Raw genomic sequence first — 15,422 nt, 5'->3', positions numbered from 1 at the left:
GGACGGGCTACCCCGTAAAGGCTCGAACAAGCGCCGTGACCACGGCCGCCGCCGCCAGCACCACGAGGAACGGCGCGCGAAGCACGAGGGCGACGGCCGCCGCGCCGAGACCGGCCGTCCTGGCGAGATCGAACTGCAGCGCTCCCTCGTGCGTGAAGGTCTGCACCGCGATCAGCGCGGCCAGCAGCGCGACGGGCACCAGCTCGGCGAACCTGCGCACCGCGGGGTGGTCGAGCACCCGGCGGGGAGCGGCGAGCCCGCCCAGCTTCAGCGCGTAGCAGCCCAGGCCGACCAGGACGATCGCCCACCACAGCGTCATCGGAGCACCACCGCCAGCACGACGACGGCCGACAGCAGGACGGGCACGCCCGAGGGGACGAAGGGGGTGGCGAGCAGCGCGATCGCGGCGCCGCCCAGCGCCAGCCCGCGCAGGCCCGGCTCGCTCGCCAGGCGGGGCCAGAGGATGGCCAGGAAGGTGGCGGGGCCCACCGCGTCCAGCCCGAGCACGCCGGGGTCGCCGAGCGCGGAGGTGCCGAGCGCGCCGATCAGCGTGGTCAGGTTCCACATCAGGTACAGGCTGGCGAAGGTCGCGGTGAACGCCGTGCGGGCGGTCTCGGGAGTCGGCTGGGCCAGCGCGACGGCGGTCGTCTCGTCGATCACCCCGTGGGCGGCCACCAGCCGCCTGCCGCCGCGCACCTTGAGCAGGTCGGCCAGGCGCAGGCCGTAGAGGGTGTTGCGGCCGCCGAGCAGGAGCGCGCCCGCCGCGGCCGCCAGCAGGTCACCGCCGCCGGAGACCGCGCCGACCAGCGCGAACTGCGAAGCGCCGGTGAAGGCGATAAGGCTGAGGACGCACGACTGCGCCACGTCGAGTCCTGCGGTGACGGCCGCCGCGCCGAACGCGGCGCCCGACAGGCCGACGGCGACTCCGACGCCTAGTCCGTCCCTTGTTGCGGTGTTCATGCCACCCGAGGCTAGGACGAGGGGGATTGGCGAGTCTTGTACGTTCCTGCGGCGCGCTGGTAGGCGGCGGGCGGGATGCCGACGACGCGCTTGAAGTGGCGGCCGAGGTGGGCCTGGTCGGTGAAGCCCACCTCGGCGGCGACCTGGGCGGGCGGCAGGCCGGTCTCCAGGAGGCGGCGGGCCTGCCGTACGCGCAGGGAGGTGAGGTAGGCGTGCGGGGGCAGGCCCGTGACCGCCTTGAACGCGCGCAGCAGCGGGAACGGCCTGGCCTGGACGGCCTGCGCGAGATCCTCCAGCGTGGGCGGGTCGGTCATGCGCTCGTGCAGCAGGTCGATGGCCTGCCGTACCGCGCCCTGGCCGGACGCCGCCTCCAGGGGCGGCCGCACGCCCGCGTGCCTGGACAGCAGGCGCGCGAACAGCGCGCGCATCAGCGTGGAGGCGGCGAGCCGGTCGCCGCGCTCGGTGGCCAGGTGCGCGCTGACCAGCAGCCTGGCCAGATCGGGGTCGCGCACCACCTGCTCGGGGAAGTACGGCGTGCCGCGCCCCGCTCCCAGCGCTTCGATCGACGGATAGAGCATGCGGTAGGACCAGCCGCCCGGCACGCCCGCCTGACCGGTGTGCTCGTGCTCGGGGTTGACCAGCACCACGTCGCCCGCCCCGGCGCGCAGCAGCCTGCCCCGGTAGTCGAACTCCTCCACGCCCGAGGTGATCACGCCGATGGCGTAGCCGTCGTGGACGTGACGGGAGAAGCGATGGGTGACGTAACGGGCCTTGAGCAGGTCGACTTCCGGCACCCCCGGGTGCCGCCAGAAGCGCGCCTGCTCGCTCACGTCGGCCTGAAGGTCTCGAGGATGGTGTCGAGGGTGGCCCTGCTCTCGGTCCAGAGCCGGTCGGGGGTCTCCCAGTAGAGCGCGAAGGGACGGCCGTCGCCCAGCCGGAAGCCGCGGTTCAGCACGTGGATCATCTCGCCCCCCTTGTTCCTGGTGAACTCCCAGTCTGCCGCCTCGACCCCGAGGTAGGTGAGCTCGACGATGCCGAGCCTGGTGTAGCCGCTGAACTGGCCCTTGGCCTGGATCTCCTGCTCGAGGCTCTCCCACTCCTGCTTCGGCGTGAGGCCGGTCTTGCCCGACTCGGTCCACTCGATGATCAGCTCGCCGGGCGTGCCCGGCCCCTTGACGCTGACGCTGTCGCGGCCGGGGATCCTGGTCGCCTTCCATTCGCGGGGGACGGCGACGGAGAAGCCGCCCGTGGCGTTGCTGAGCCTGCGCCAGCCCTCCGGCAGGCCGGGGCTCGGGCTGCCGGAGGGAGAGGGCGTCGCCGAGGGCGCCGTGGGTGTGGCCGAGGGCGCCGAGGGCGTGGCGGAGGCTTCGGCGACGGGTGGGGCCTCCGCCCGTGTGGCGGCCCACACCGCGCCGCCCGCCACGGTGGCGGTCACGAGCGCCGCCGGCACGATCCACCGCAGCGGCGCGCGCCTGGCCGGCGCGGGCCGCTCGATGGTCGGCGACGACGTTCCCGCGAGCGCGGCCAGCCTGGCGGCCGCCTCCTGCGCGCCCATCCGCATGGCCGGGTCGCGGCAGAGCAGCCCCGAGATCACCGGGGCGAGCGCGCCCGCCAGCCGCGGGGGCTCGGGCGCGTCGCGCAGCACCGCGGCGACCGTGGCCGCCCACGAGTCCCTCTCGTACGGCGCGCGGCCCTCCACGGCCGTGTGCAGCGTCGCCCCCAGCGACCACAGGTCGGAGGCGGGGGTGGCGGGCAGGCCGTTGAGGCGCTCGGGCGGCATGTAGGCGGGCGTGCCGACCAGGTTGCCCGTCGCGGTGAGCCCCGCCTCGGCCTCCATCGCGGCGATGCCGAAGTCGGTCAGCACCACCCTGCCGTCGTCGGCCAGCAGCACGTTCTCCGGCTTGACGTCACGGTGCAGGACCCCGGCCGCGTGGGCGGCGCGCAGCGCGGCCAGCACGGCCCCGCCGACGCGCGCCGCCTCGCTCACCGGCATCGGGCCTCGCTCCCTGACCACCGCGGCCAGCGAGCGCGAGCGCACCAGCTGCATGACGATCCAGGGCCTGCCGTCCTCCTCGATGACGTCGTGGACGACGACCACGTTGGGGTGGTCGAGGCGGCCCGCCGCCCGCGCCTCCCTGACGGTGCGCTGGTTGAGCTGGGCGCGCCGCTCCTCGCCGATGCCCGTGTAGCGGACCTCCTTGATCGCCACGGTCCTGTCGAGCAGGTCGTCGTGGGCGCGCCAGACGATGCCCATGCCACCCTCGCCGATGGGCTCCAGCAGGCGGTACCTGTTCCCTACTCGCACCAGCGAAGCTTACTTGGAGGGCTTGAAGGTCGCCGCGAACGTGTCGAAGAACCGCAGGTCGCGCTTCCAGTTCTTTTCCAGCGTGTGCCAGTAGATCGCGTAGCCGCGGCCGTTGTCGGTGATGAACCCCCGGTTGCGCACCCTGGTCTTCCCCGTGTTGGTGTTCCAGGTGAACTCCCAGTCGGCGGCGGCCTTCATGTAGTCGACCTTCTCGATGCCGATCAGCTTGTAGCCGCCGAAGTTGCCCCTGGCGCCCGGCTCCTGCTGCTTCCAGTCCTTGTACGGGTCGTCGCCGGGGTCGGTGGCCTGCTCGATCAGCAGGAAGGAGTTGGAGGAGGCGCCGGGGCCGCGGAAGTAGACCTGGTTGCCCCTGCGGTCGTAGACGTCCCAGCCCTTGGGCAGGCCGACGGAGAAGTCGAGCTCCTTGTCCTTGTACATCCGCCAGCCGTCCGGCAGCGCCGACTCGGTCTTCGACGCCGAGGGCGACGGGCTGGGAGAGGGGGCGGGCTGGTCGGGGGAGGACGTCGCCGTCGCGGTGGCGGTGACCGTGGTGGTCACCTCCTGCGTGGGACGCTTGCTCGTCTCGGGCCCGGCCTGGCCGGCCGAGCGCAGGCCGAGGATGCCGGCGACGCCGCCCACCACGACGACACCGACGACGGCGGCGATGACCGGGAGCGCGCGCCGGGCGGCAGGGGTGGGCGTCGCGCCGGGCGTGGTGGCGTCGGGCAGGCGCATGCCCGTCTCCACCATCTCCTCGGCGCGCTCCTTCGCCACGGTCGGCGGAGGGGGCGGCGGCGAGGACGGGGCGGGGGAGGGCACCGGGCTCGCGATGGCGGGGAGGCTGGGGTCGGTCGGGGTGTCGTCGACGTCGATCACGGGGGCGGGCCGCGTGACACGCACGGTCTCGTTCCCGGACTCGGCGGCGGCCCTGCGCAGCAGCCTGGCGGTCTCGTCGAAGCCCAGACGCTCGTCGGGCTCCTTGGCCAGCAGGCCCGCGAGGACCGGCTTGAGCGCTCCGGCCCTCTTCGGCGGCTCGGGGTCGTCGTTGAGTACGGCCATCATGGTCGCCATCGCCATGCCGCGCTCGTGCGGCGCCCTGCCCTCGACCGCGGTGTAGAGCGTCGCGCCCAGCGACCACAGGTCGGACTCCCGCCTGGCGGGCAGGCCCTTGAGCCGCTCGGGCGCGATGAAGGCCGGCGTGCCCGCCAGTCCGGTCATGGTCAGCGCGGTCTCGGTCTCCAGCGTGGCGATGCCGAAGTCGGTCAGCACGACCCGGCCGTCCTCGGCCAGCAGCACGTTCTCCGGCTTGACGTCGCGGTGCAGCACGCCCGCCTCGTGGGCGCCCCTGAGCGCGTCGAGGACGGCCAGGCCGATCTCGGCCACCTTCTTCGGCGGCAGCGGTCCCTCGGCCTTGATGACCTGTCCGAGCGAGCGGGAGGGGACCAGCTGCATGACGATCCAGGGGCGGTCGTCCTCTTCGATGACGTCGTGGACGACGATCACGTTCGGATGCGTGAACCTGGCGGCCGCCCGCGCCTCCCGCATGGTGCGGCGGTTGAGCAGTTGCACCTCGTCGCCCAGCACGGCCGCGTAACGGACCTCCTTGACCGCGACCTCGCGGTCGAGCAGCTCGTCATGGGCCCGCCAGACGATGCCCATGCCGCCCTTGCCGATCGGCTCCTTCAGGTGGTACCGACCGGCGATGCGGCGTCCGGCATGCTGCTGTCCATCCGACATCAACGGCCTCAAACCCCCTTCTAAGCCTAGAAATACTCCCATAGGGATCGGGTAGCAGCGACCCGTGTAGTCTTAGATCCATGACTCCTCGCTACACGTTTACCGAGCCGGCTCCCGGAGGGCCGGTCGAGCGGTAGCGACCACCTGGAGCCGGCGACAGGCAGAGACCCGAGGTCTCTGCCCTTTTTGTTTCCTGGAGACCCCGCCGGCTCCACCGGGACCGGCTTGAGCATTGGGAGCCGAGATGACCTCCACCCTCGAGACGCGGACCGTCACCCGCTGGGTCAGCCTGCGTCCGCACCACGGGCAGGTGCCCGCCGAAGACCTGGTCGACGGCCCGTTGTACGTCGAGCCGTTCTCGGCGGCCGACCTGCCGGCGATCGCCGAGCGCGCGGCGGGCGTGGTGATCGGGTCGGCGTGGATGCAGGACTTCCAACTGGTGCGCGCCGTGGCGAGGCTCGGGCTGCCGGTGATCGTGCAGCGCGGCCACTCGGCGACGCTGGAGGAGTGGCTGGGCGTCGCCGACTACTGCGTCGCCGAGGGCAACGACCAGGTGGTGCTCTGTGAGAGCGGCACCCGCACGCATCTGGAGCACGTGGCCCTCGATCTGACCCTGCTGCGCGCCGCGAAGGCCCGCTCGGGCCGGCCCGTCCTCGCCGACGTCTCCGGCGACCCCTCGCTGGCGCCCGCCGCGATCGCCGCCGGCGCGGACGGCCTGCTGCTGTCGCCCTCCGCCTCCGACGCCGACGTCGCCGCCGCCCGCGAGGCGGTGACCCTCTTCGGGGCGCTGGCCGGGCACGAGCCCCCCACCACCCTGCCTGAGGCGCGCGCGGCCATCGACAGGGTCGACGCCGCCCTCGCCACCCTGCTCGAACGGCGGGCCGAGCTGGCGGGCGTCGTGCAGTCGCTGAAGCCCGTCGGCGGGTTCGCCGGGCGCGACATGGAGCGCGAGCGTCAGCTCGTGGCGGCGATGGCGCTGCGCGCTCCCAAGCTGGGCGAGGAGCGGCTGGCGCCGATCATGAACGCGGTGATCGAGGCGGGGCTGCGGCTGGCCGAGGAGCGCTGACCGCGCTCCAGAGAGGGTGTGCGCGCAGCGTTTCCGCTTCGTCACGGACACGGTATCCGTGCAGGTGGAGTGCGTTTTCGGGGCACGTCGTGCAGTCTGTAGCCGAGGCCGTACACCTCGTCAGAGGCTGGTGGCGCGGGCCGGAAAAGTCGGTGCGGGCCACTAGGCTCAGAGCCTGCACATCCGGTCTCGATCGAGGAGGCGCCGCTCCATGTCGTCCAGCGACTCGTTTGTACACCTGCACGTGCATACCGAGTACTCCATGCTGGACGGGGCCGCGCGCCTCAAGCAGATGTTCAAACAGGTCGGCGAACTCGGCATGCCCGCCATCGCCATCACCGACCACGGCAACATGCACGGCGCCTACGACTTCTACAAGCAGGCCACCGGCGCGGGCATCAAGCCGATCATCGGCATCGAGGCCTACGTCGCGCCCGAGCTGCGGCAGAACAAGAAGCCCGTGCTGTGGGGCGAGCCGCACCAGAAGAAGGACGACGTCTCCGCCGGCGGCTACTACACCCACATGACGATCTGGGCGCGCAACAAGGCGGGCCTGCACAACCTGATGCGGCTGTCCTCCCGCGCCTACACCGAGGGCTTCGTGCGCAAGTGGGCGCGCATGGACGCCGAGATCCTCGCCGAGCACTCCGAGGGCCTCATGGCCACCACCGGCTGCCCCTCGGGCGAGGTGCAGACCAGGCTGCGCCTCGGCCAGTACGACGAGGCGGTCAAGGCCGCGGCGAGATACCAGGAGATCTTCGGCCGCGACAACTACTTCCTCGAGATCATGGACCACGGTCTCGACATCGAGCGCAGGGTCCGCGACGGGCTGACCAGGATCAGCAAGGAACTGGCCATCCCGCCGCTGGTCACCAACGACTCGCACTACACCTACGAGTCCGACGCCGCCTCCCACGACGCCCTGCTGTGCATCCAGACGGGCAAGCAGCTGTCCGACCCCGACCGCTTCCGCTTCGACGGCTCCGGCTACTACATCAAGAACGCCGACGAGATGCGCGCGGTCGACTCCTCCGACCTCTGGCTCGAGGGCTGCCGCAACACGCTGCTCGTGGCCGAGAAGGTCGATCCCACCGGGTTCTTCGAGTTCAAGAACCTCATGCCGACCTTCCCCGTCCCCGAAGGGATGACCGAGGAGGAGTTCTTCCGCCAGGAGGTGTGGAAGGGCCTGGAGCGGCGCTTCCCCAACGGGATCGACGAGGAGCACCGCGCCTGGGCCGAGAAGGAGCTCGGGGTCATCATCCAGATGGGCTTCCCGAGCTACTTCCTCGTGGTCGCCGACTTCATCATGTGGGCCAAGAACAACGGCATCCGCGTGGGCCCCGGCCGTGGTTCGGCCGCCGGTTCGCTGGTCGCCTACGCGCTGGGCATCACCGACCTCGACCCGATCCCCCATGGCCTGATCTTCGAGCGCTTCCTCAACCCCGAGCGCGTCTCCATGCCCGACGTCGACATCGACTTCGACGAGCGCAGGCGCGCCGACGTGATCCGCTACGTCACCGAGAAGTGGGGCGCCGACAAGGTCGCCATGATCGCCACCTTCGGCACCATCAAGGCGAAGGCCGCCATCAAGGACGCGGGCCGCGTCCTCGGCTACCCCTACGCGCTCGGTGACAAGGTCTCCAAGGCCTTCCCTCCCGCGGTGATGGGCAAGGACATCCCGCTGGCGGGCATCTTCGACAAGGACCACCCGCGCTACGCCGAGGCCGGCGAGCTGCGCAGGCTCTACGAGGAAGACGTCGACGTCAAGGCGACGATGGACCTCGGCAGGGGCCTGGAGGGCCTGATCAGGCAGACCGGCGTGCACGCCGCGGGCGTCATCATGTCCGCCGAGGTGCTCACCGACTACATCCCCATCATGCGCCGCGACTCCGACGGCGCGATCATCACGCAGTTCGACTACCCGACCTGCGAGACGCTCGGCCTGCTGAAGATGGACTTCCTGGGCCTGCGCAACCTCACGATCATCGACGACTGCCTGAAGGCCATCGAGCTCACCACCGGCGAGAAGATCGAGCTGCTCGACCTGCCGCTCGACGACGTCAAGACCTACGAGCTGCTGGCCCGCGGCGACACGCTGGGCATCTTCCAGCTCGACGGCGGCGGCATGCGCTCGCTGATGCGCCTGATGCGCCCCGACAACTTCGAGGACATCTCCGCGGCCCTCGCGCTCTACCGGCCGGGCCCGATGGGCGCCAACTCCCACACCAACTACGCGCTGCGCAAGAACGGCCAGCAGGAGATCACCCCGATCCACCCGGAGCTGGAAGAGCCGCTCAAGGAGATCCTCGACACGACCTACGGCCTGATCGTCTATCAGGAGCAGGTCATGGCGATCGCGCAGAAGGTCGCCGGCTACTCGCTCGGCGGCGCCGACCTGCTGCGCCGCGCGATGGGCAAGAAGAAGAAGTCCGAGCTGGACAAGCAGTACGAGTTCTTCGAGAAGGGCATGCGGGAGAACGGCTTCTCCGCCGCCGCCATCAAGGCCCTCTGGGACATCCTGCTGCCCTTCTCCGACTACGCCTTCAACAAGGCCCACACCGCGGGCTACGGCCTGGTCGCTTACTGGACCGCCTATCTCAAGGCCAACTACCCGGCCGCCTACATGGCCGCCCTGCTGTCGAGCGTCAAGGACGACAAGGACAAGTCGGCGCTCTACCTCAACGAGTGCCGCCGCATGGGCATCAAGGTCTTCCCGCCGGACGTCAACGACTCCGACTTCGACTTCACCCCGCGGGGCACCGACATCCGATTCGGCCTGTCGGCCGTCCGCAACGTGGGCGGCAACGTCGTCGACGGCATCATCACCGCCCGCAAGGAGAAGGGCCGCTTCGCCGACTTCAAGGACTTCCTGCGCAAGGTCCCCGCGATCGTCTGCAACAAGCGGGTGATCGAGTCGCTGATCAAGGCGGGTGCCTTCGACTCCCTCGGCCACGTCCGCAAGGGCCTGGTCATGGTGCACGAGCAGGCCGTCGACGCGATCATCGACATCAAGAAGAACGAGGCCATCGGCCAGGACTCCCTGTTCGGCGCCGTCGACGGCGGCGAAGATCAGACCTTCGACGTGCAGGTCCCCCTGGGCGAGTGGGACAAGAACACGCTGCTGCAGTTCGAGCGCGAGATGCTCGGCCTCTACGTCTCCGACCACCCGCTGTTCGGCGTGGAGCACATCCTGGCCTCGGGGGCCGACTGCTCGATCGCCGCGCTGCAGGACGAGAGCCGGGCCGACGGTCAGGTCGTCACGGTCGGCGGCATCCTGTCGGGCGTGCAGCGCAAGGTCACCAAGAAGGGCGACACCTGGGTGCTGACCCAGCTGGAGGACCTCGAAGGCGCCATCGAGGTGATGATCTTCCCGTCGGCGTACCAGCTGTGCTCGACGATCCTCGCCGAGGACGCCATCGTCTTCGTCAAGGGCCGCATCGACAAGCGCGAAGACGTCGCCAAGATCATCGCGATGGAGGTGACGGCGCCCGACCTCACCGTCGAGTCGGGTGGCCCGCTGCTGGTCAGCCTGCCGCTGAGCCGCTGCACCCCGCCGGTGGTCGGCCGGCTGAAGGAGATCCTCGTCACCCACCCCGGCACCTCCGAGGTGCACCTCCAGGTGCACAACGGCCCCAAGACCACGGTCATGCGGGTGGAGGACCGGCTACGGGTGACGCAGTCGCCCGCCCTCATGGGCGACCTCAAGGAGCTCCTCGGCCCGGCCTGCCTCGGCGGCTAGCGTCAGTGGCGGTGGCGGCGCTGTAGCCAGCGGAAGTAGTCGCGGTACCTCTGGCGGAGCTTCTTGAAGTGGCGCCTGGCCTCCGCGCGCTTCTCGGCGCGCTTCTCCGCGGCCATGGCCTCGGACAGTCCGGGGGTGTAGCCGCCGCCGAAGCGTGCCATGTTCGGGCGGGCGAAGGACGCCGGGCGGGTGTGGCGCAGCGCCGACGTCATCGACTCCACCCAGATCGGTCCCGGCAGCGACGCGCCCTGCACCTGGCCGTACCACTGGTCGCCGATGCGCACCCCGCGCAGCGGGTAGCGGTAGGAGCCGCGGATGTCGCCCAGGCTCACCGCCGCCGCCAGGTCGGGGGTGTAGCCGGCGAACCAGGCGGAGGTGTAGCCGTTGTTGGTGCCGGTCTTGCCCGCGGCGGGCCGTCCGATGCTCTGCCCCTTCATCGTGCCCTTGGAGAACACCCCTGACAGCACGTGGTTGACCGCGTCGGCGACGTCCCTCTCCAGCACCTGCTCGCAGGCGGGGGGCACGTGGGTGCGCAGCCCCTCCCTGTCGACGATCTCCACGATCGCGAGGGGGCGGCAGTAGCGGCCGCGGGCGCCGAAGGCGGCGAACGCGGCGGCCACGGTGAGCGGGTCCATCTCGTTGACGCCGAGCGTGAAGGTGGGCACCTCCCGCAGCGGGGTCCCGTCCGCCCTGGAGATGCCGAGCGACCTGGCCGTCTCGACCACGTTGCACAGGCCGACCCTGCGCTCCAGCATCATGTAGAAGATGTTCACCGACTTCCAGGTGCCGGTCGACAGGCTGTGGGGCCCGCCGTTGCCCTCGCCGCTGGCGTTGAAGATCCTCGTGGAGGGCGCGTTGACGGGTCTGCCCGCGCAGTTGCGGTAGCCCTCGGCGGGGACGAACACCCCTGGCGTCTTGAAGCCCTCGTCGAAGCGCCAGCCCTGCTTGAGCGCGGTGGCCAGGGTGAACACCTTGAACGTCGAGCCGGCCTGGAAGCCCATGCCGCCGCCGTGCTGCACGTCGGCCGCCAGGTTGAAGGTGGTGCGCGGCCCGTTGTTCCGGTCACCCGGGTTGCGGCCGAACTTTTTGCTGGCCGCCAGGGCCCTGATACGCCCGGAGCCCGGCTCGACCATGGCCTCGGCCGCGACCTCGGTGTCCTTGGCGCTGATCCGGTCGGCGATCGCCCGCTCGGCGGCCCGCTGGGCCACGGGGTCGAGGGTGGTCTTCAGCACCAGGCCGCCCCTGGCCATGCGGCGCTGCCGTTCGTCTCTCGTGCCGCCGAACACGGGGTTGGTGAGCAGCTCGCGCTGCACGTAGAGGCAGAAGTACGGGTAGGCGCTCTCGGCGCAGCCGCCGGGCTCGGGCCGCAGCCTGATGTCGAGCGGCGCCCGCTTGGTGGCCGTCGCGGTCGCGTGAGTGATCATGCCGAGCCCCGCCATCCGGTCCAGCACGAGGTCGCGCCGCTCGCGCAGCCGCGCCTGCTGGCTCCTGCCCAGCGAAGGGTCGGTCGAGTACGGCAGGCGCACCGCCCCCGCCAGCGTCGCCGCCTGCGCCAGCGTCAGCCTGGCCGCCGAGGTGGAGAAGAAGCGCCTGGCCGCCGCCTCGACGCCGTAGGCCCCCGCCCCGAAGTAGGCGATGTTGAGATACCGCTCGAGGATCTCGTCCTTGCGGTACTTCTCCTCCATCGCCAGCGCGTAGCGCAGCTCGCTGATCTTGCGCGAGAGGTTCGGCGCGCGGGCCGCCTCCCGCTCCTTCTCGGTCTCGGCGTTCTCCACCAGGATGTTCTTCACCAGCTGCTGGGTGAGCGACGAGCCGCCCTGCTTGATGCCGCCCGCCTGGGTGTTGGTGATGACCGCGCGCAGCGTGCCCTTGACGTCCATGCCGCCGTGCTCGTAGAAGCGGGCGTCCTCGATCGCGATGATGGCCCTGCGCATCACGGGGGCGACCTGCGCCAGGGGCACGGTGGTCCTGTTGGCCTCGTAGAACTGGGCGAACCGCTTGCCGTTCTTGTCCAGCAGCGTGGTGACCTGCGACAACGGCTCCTCGCGCGGGGCCGGAGGCAGGTCGATGAAGGTGGCGGCGACGTTACGCGTGGCGATCCCCGCTCCACCGACGGCGGGAATCGCCACCGCCGCGGCGAGCACACCTCCGAGCGCCCCCGCCAACCCCAGCCCGGCGACGGATCTGATCACAGTCACTCAGATGGTGTACGACCGGGTCAACCCTGCCAAACGCCTGGTCCTCCAGCCTTTACCCTTCTCTGCGGATATTCAGACCGAGCGAGGCGAACTGCTCGAACGGCTGGTGATAGCCCCGCTCGATGTGGTGGACGCCGCGCAGCCTGGAGGTGCCGTCGGCCACCGCGGCGGCCAGCACGGCCGAGAACCCCGCCCTGATGTCGGGCAGCATCACGTCGGCGCCGCGCAGCTTGGACACCCCGCGCACCACGGCCGAGTGCTTGGCGTTGGTGTCGTGGTAGCGGCAGGCGGGCCCGCCCAGGCACTGGTCGAAGACCTCGATCTCGCAGCCCATCTCCTGCAGCGCGGGCACGTAGACCAGGCGGTTCTCGAAGACCGTCTCGTGCAGCACCGACATGCCCTGGCTCTGGGTGAACAGCACCATCAGCGGCGTCTGCCAGTCGGTCATGAACCCGGGATGCGTGTCGGTCTGCACCGCCGCCGAGCGCAGCCCCCCGGGCGGCGCGGTCGCGCAGATGTAGTCGTCGTTGATCTCGAACTGGGCGCCCATCCTGGCCAGCGTGGTGATCGCGGTGACCAGGCGGTCCTGGGGGCAGCCGTGGACGCGCACCTCACCCCTGGTGATGAGGCCGGCCGCGAGGTAGGAGAAGGCCTCGATGCGGTCGCCCGACAGCCAGGTCTGGGCGCCGTGCAGCTCGGCCACCCCCTCGATCACGATCCGCCGGTCGGGGGAGAGCTCGATCCTGGCGCCCATCCGCTGCAGGAACAGCGCCAGCTCCACGACCTCCGGCTCCATGGCCGCGTTCTTGATGACGGTCTTGCCCTCGGCCAGGACCGCGGACATGAGGATCGTCTCGGTGGCGCCGACGCTCGGGTAGGGCAGCTCGATCCTGGCGCCGCGCAGCCTGGTGGCCTTGGCGAAGATGCCGTCCTCGGCGACCTCGACCTCGGCGCCCATCGAGCGCAGCGCCTCGACGTGGAAGTTCACCGGACGGCGGCCGATCGGGTCGCCGCCGACCAGGGGCACGAACGCCTCGCCCGCCAGGTGCAGCAGGGGGCCGAGCATGAGGATCGGGATGCGGTTCAGGCCGCTGAAGGCGTGTGGCACCTGCGGCCTGATCTCCCTCCCCTTCTCGATCCTGATCTCCTGTTCGTTGATCTTCACGTGGATGCCGAGGGCTTCGAGCATCGCCGCGGTGATGCCGACCTCGCCCACCTCGGGAGCGTTGTGGATGCTGCTTTCGCCGGTGCCGAGCATGGCCGCCACCATGTGCTTCGACACGCCGTTCTTGGACCCGCGAACCTCCACGTCGCCGCGCAGCGGACCGGAGGGCTCGATCAGCCAGACCTTGTCTTCAATCACGGCACGAGCCTAACCGGGGGATACCATCGACCACGTTCGGACTCACTTGTGAGGGGAGTGGCCTGGTGGGGCATGTGCGGGCTTTCGCGGTGACCGTTCTCGCGCTCGCCGTGCTCGGCGTGCCCGCCGGGCTGGTGTGGTCGCTGATCGCGCCGCGCGCTCCGTACGCGATCACCGGCGACGGGCCGGTGCTGGCCGATCCCTCGACCCAGACGCTGATCGCCGCCGACGGCTGGTACGCCGTGGTCACCGGGGTCCCCGCGCTGGCCTGCGCGGTCGTCGCGTGGAACCTGGCCCGCACCCGGCGCCTCGAGGTCCTGCTCGGGCTGGCCGCGGGCGGCGGGATCGCCGCGTTCGTCACCCTGTGGGTGGGCACCACCTTCACGCTCGGTACGGTCACCGTGGAGGCTCAGGCGATCGGGCCGGGCGTGAAGGTGGTGGCGGGGGCGCTGGAGCTGACCGCCAAGGGCGTGCTCGTCACCTGGCCGCTGCTGGCCGTCGGCCTGTACGGGACCATGGAGGCCATCGTGGCCTATCGCGAGTCGCCGCTGCGCCGGCCGTACGGGGAGATCGAGCGGCTATAGGGCGGGACGGCGGGCGCCGTACCCCGTGGCCTGCTCGAAGGCGTGCGCCACGCGCAGCACGCCCGCGTCGTCGAAGGGCCGGCCGACGATCTGCACGCCCACGGGCAGCCCCGTCGTGGTGAACCCGGCGGGCACCGACGCGGCGGGCGCGTGCAGGACGCTGATCCAGTAGGCCGAGCGCATCCAGGTCAGGTAGTCGGGCAGCTTCACCCCGTTGATCTCGTCGACGTACGGCTGCTCGACGGGGAACGGCGGCACCTGGCTGACCGGCGCGACCAGCACGTCGTAGCGGTCGAAGAAGGCGGCCATCCGCTGGTAGAGGCCGCTGCGCAGCTTCTCGGCACGGGCCAGGTCGGCCCCGGTGACCTTGCGGCCCTGCTCGACGTTCCACGCGGTGTTGGCGCCCAGGCCGCGCAGCTCGCCGAACGACAGCGCGTAGTACCAGGCGCGGTAGATCCTGAAGGCGTCGTCGGCGTCGGACAGGTCGAGGTCGACCTGCTCCACGTGCGCGCCGAGCCGTTCGAACACCTTGGCGGCCGAGGCGGTCACGGCCGCGGTCTCGCGATCCACCGGCAGCCCGCCCAGGTCGGGGCTGAAGGCCATCCGCAGCCCTCGCACGTCGCCGTCGAGGTCGACGGCGAACGGCTCCTTGATCGAGTACGGCGAGCGCGGGTCGAACCCCGACATCACGCTCATCATCAGCGCCAGGTCCTCGACCGTCCTGGCCATCGGCCCTGAGACGGCCAGCGTGTACCAGGCCGCGGTGTCGGAGATGTCGGGCACCCGTCCAGGCGTGGGGCGCAGGCCGACCACGTTGCAGAAGCTCGCCGGGTTGCGCAGGGAGCCGCCCATGTCCGACCCGTCGGCCAGCGGCACCATGCCCGTCGCCAGCGCGGCGGCGGCGCCACCGCTGCTGCCGCCTGCCGATCTGGACAGGTCGTAGGGGTTGCGGGTGGCGCCGAAGACCTCGTTGACGGTGTGGGAGCCGGTGCCGAACTCGGGGGTGTTGGTCTTGCCCACCGCGATGGCGCCCGCGTTCCTGAGCCTCTCGACCAGGAGGTCGTCCTTCGCCGGCACGTTGTCCTTGAACAGCGGCGAGCCGTACGTGGTCCTGATGCCCGCGGTGTCGACGAGGTCCTTGTGCGCGACGGGCACGCCGTGCAGGGGGCCCTTCGGCTCGCTCGCGTCGGCGGCCGCGGCCGCCTCGAGCGCCCGCTCGGCGACGAGGGTGACGATGGCGTTGACGGCGGGGTTGACCTGCTCGATGCGCGCCAGGTGGGCCCGCATCAGCCCAACGGCGCTGACTTCGCGGGCCATGAGCAGGCGGACCATCTCGGTGGCGGTGAGGCAGTGCAGTTCGGTCACGCCTGCGATCCTGCCCCATGCCCCGCCGGAGAGCCACGCCACCCCTCCCCGGCCTCTTTCCAAAGCACGGAACCGACGCCGGCCTCTTCTGCCGAGGTTCCCTCT

Annotated in this window: 11 protein-coding genes and 1 pseudogene; 4 read left to right on the top strand and 8 right to left on the bottom strand. The window is 70.9% G+C overall.

Going from position 1 to position 15,422, the window contains the following annotated elements; translation table 11 throughout:
• Window positions 1–7: 7 nt before the first annotated feature.
• From H4W81_RS20640 to H4W81_RS20625, 5 genes are read right to left on the bottom strand one after another with little or no spacing between them, the layout of a single operon-like run.
• Complete coding sequence (locus H4W81_RS20640) at window positions 8–319, bottom strand: AzlD domain-containing protein (RefSeq protein WP_192776311.1); 312 nt, start codon at window positions 317–319, stop codon at window positions 8–10.
• Window positions 316–960: an AzlC family ABC transporter permease gene (locus H4W81_RS20635; RefSeq protein ID WP_192776310.1), complete on the bottom strand. Its 645-nt coding sequence runs from the start codon at window positions 958–960 to the stop codon at window positions 316–318. Before H4W81_RS20635 ends, H4W81_RS20640 begins: the two co-directional genes overlap by 4 nt.
• A gap of 11 nt (window positions 961–971) precedes the next feature.
• Window positions 972–1,790, bottom strand: a complete 819-nt coding sequence (locus H4W81_RS47410) for an AraC family transcriptional regulator (protein WP_318781854.1) — start codon at window positions 1,788–1,790, stop codon at window positions 972–974.
• Window positions 1,787–3,265, bottom strand: coding sequence for a serine/threonine-protein kinase (locus H4W81_RS47405; protein ID WP_318781853.1), 1,479 nt, complete (start codon window positions 3,263–3,265; stop codon window positions 1,787–1,789). The genes H4W81_RS47410 and H4W81_RS47405 overlap by 4 nt, the downstream gene beginning before the upstream one ends.
• A gap of 9 nt (window positions 3,266–3,274) precedes the next feature.
• Entirely contained in the window at window positions 3,275–5,002 is a 1,728-nt protein-coding gene (locus tag H4W81_RS20625) for a serine/threonine-protein kinase (RefSeq protein ID WP_192776308.1), read from the bottom strand.
• Between the two features lie 244 nt (window positions 5,003–5,246).
• Between H4W81_RS20625 and H4W81_RS47400 the strand changes: the two are divergent.
• From H4W81_RS47400 to dnaE, 3 genes and pseudogenes are all read left to right on the top strand, one after another.
• A pseudogene (locus H4W81_RS47400) lies at window positions 5,247–5,660 on the top strand (hypothetical protein); the annotation flags it as partial.
• Between the two features lie 129 nt (window positions 5,661–5,789).
• Complete coding sequence (locus H4W81_RS47395; protein WP_225959938.1) at window positions 5,790–6,068, top strand: chorismate mutase; 279 nt, start codon at window positions 5,790–5,792, stop codon at window positions 6,066–6,068.
• 211 nt (window positions 6,069–6,279) lie between these two features.
• On the top strand, window positions 6,280–9,807 hold the full coding sequence (gene dnaE, locus H4W81_RS20615; protein ID WP_192776306.1) for a DNA polymerase III subunit alpha: 3,528 nt from the start codon (window positions 6,280–6,282) through the stop codon (window positions 9,805–9,807).
• A 2-nt stretch (window positions 9,808–9,809) separates the two neighbouring features.
• On the opposite strand, the gene H4W81_RS20610 is transcribed toward dnaE, so the two are convergent.
• Both H4W81_RS20610 and murA read right to left on the bottom strand, forming a co-directional pair.
• Window positions 9,810–12,005: a transglycosylase domain-containing protein gene (locus H4W81_RS20610; RefSeq protein WP_192776305.1), complete on the bottom strand. Its 2,196-nt coding sequence runs from the start codon at window positions 12,003–12,005 to the stop codon at window positions 9,810–9,812.
• 52 nt (window positions 12,006–12,057) lie between these two features.
• Window positions 12,058–13,368 (bottom strand): UDP-N-acetylglucosamine 1-carboxyvinyltransferase, encoded by a 1,311-nt coding sequence (gene murA, locus H4W81_RS20605; RefSeq protein ID WP_318781852.1) that lies wholly within the window; start codon window positions 13,366–13,368, stop codon window positions 12,058–12,060.
• A 74-nt stretch (window positions 13,369–13,442) separates the two neighbouring features.
• Here murA and H4W81_RS20600 point away from each other — a divergent pair, with 74 nt between their 5' ends.
• Window positions 13,443–13,952 (top strand): hypothetical protein, encoded by a 510-nt coding sequence (locus H4W81_RS20600; protein ID WP_318781851.1) that lies wholly within the window; start codon window positions 13,443–13,445, stop codon window positions 13,950–13,952.
• Here the strand turns inward: H4W81_RS20600 and H4W81_RS20595 are convergent.
• Window positions 13,947–15,317, bottom strand: coding sequence for an amidase (locus H4W81_RS20595; RefSeq protein ID WP_192776303.1), 1,371 nt, complete (start codon window positions 15,315–15,317; stop codon window positions 13,947–13,949). The genes H4W81_RS20600 and H4W81_RS20595 overlap by 6 nt on opposite strands.
• Window positions 15,318–15,422: the final 105 nt, after the last annotated feature.

This window comes from Nonomuraea africana (assembly GCF_014873535.1).
Taxonomy (GTDB): domain Bacteria; phylum Actinomycetota; class Actinomycetes; order Streptosporangiales; family Streptosporangiaceae; genus Nonomuraea; species Nonomuraea africana.
This window is presented reverse-complemented; position numbering and strand designations above follow the sequence as displayed.

Bases quoted from the DNA above. Each gene is read 5' to 3' on its own strand.
- H4W81_RS20640 (WP_192776311.1), bottom strand. From the start codon at position 319: ATGACGCTGTGGTGGGCGATCGTCCTGGTCGGCCTGGGCTGCTACGCG.
- dnaE (WP_192776306.1), top strand. From the start codon at position 6,280: ATGTCGTCCAGCGACTCGTTTGTACACCTGCACGTGCATACCGAGTAC.
- H4W81_RS20625 (WP_192776308.1), bottom strand. From the start codon at position 5,002: ATGTCGGATGGACAGCAGCATGCCGGACGCCGCATCGCCGGTCGGTAC.
- H4W81_RS20635 (WP_192776310.1), bottom strand. From the start codon at position 960: ATGAACACCGCAACAAGGGACGGACTAGGCGTCGGAGTCGCCGTCGGC.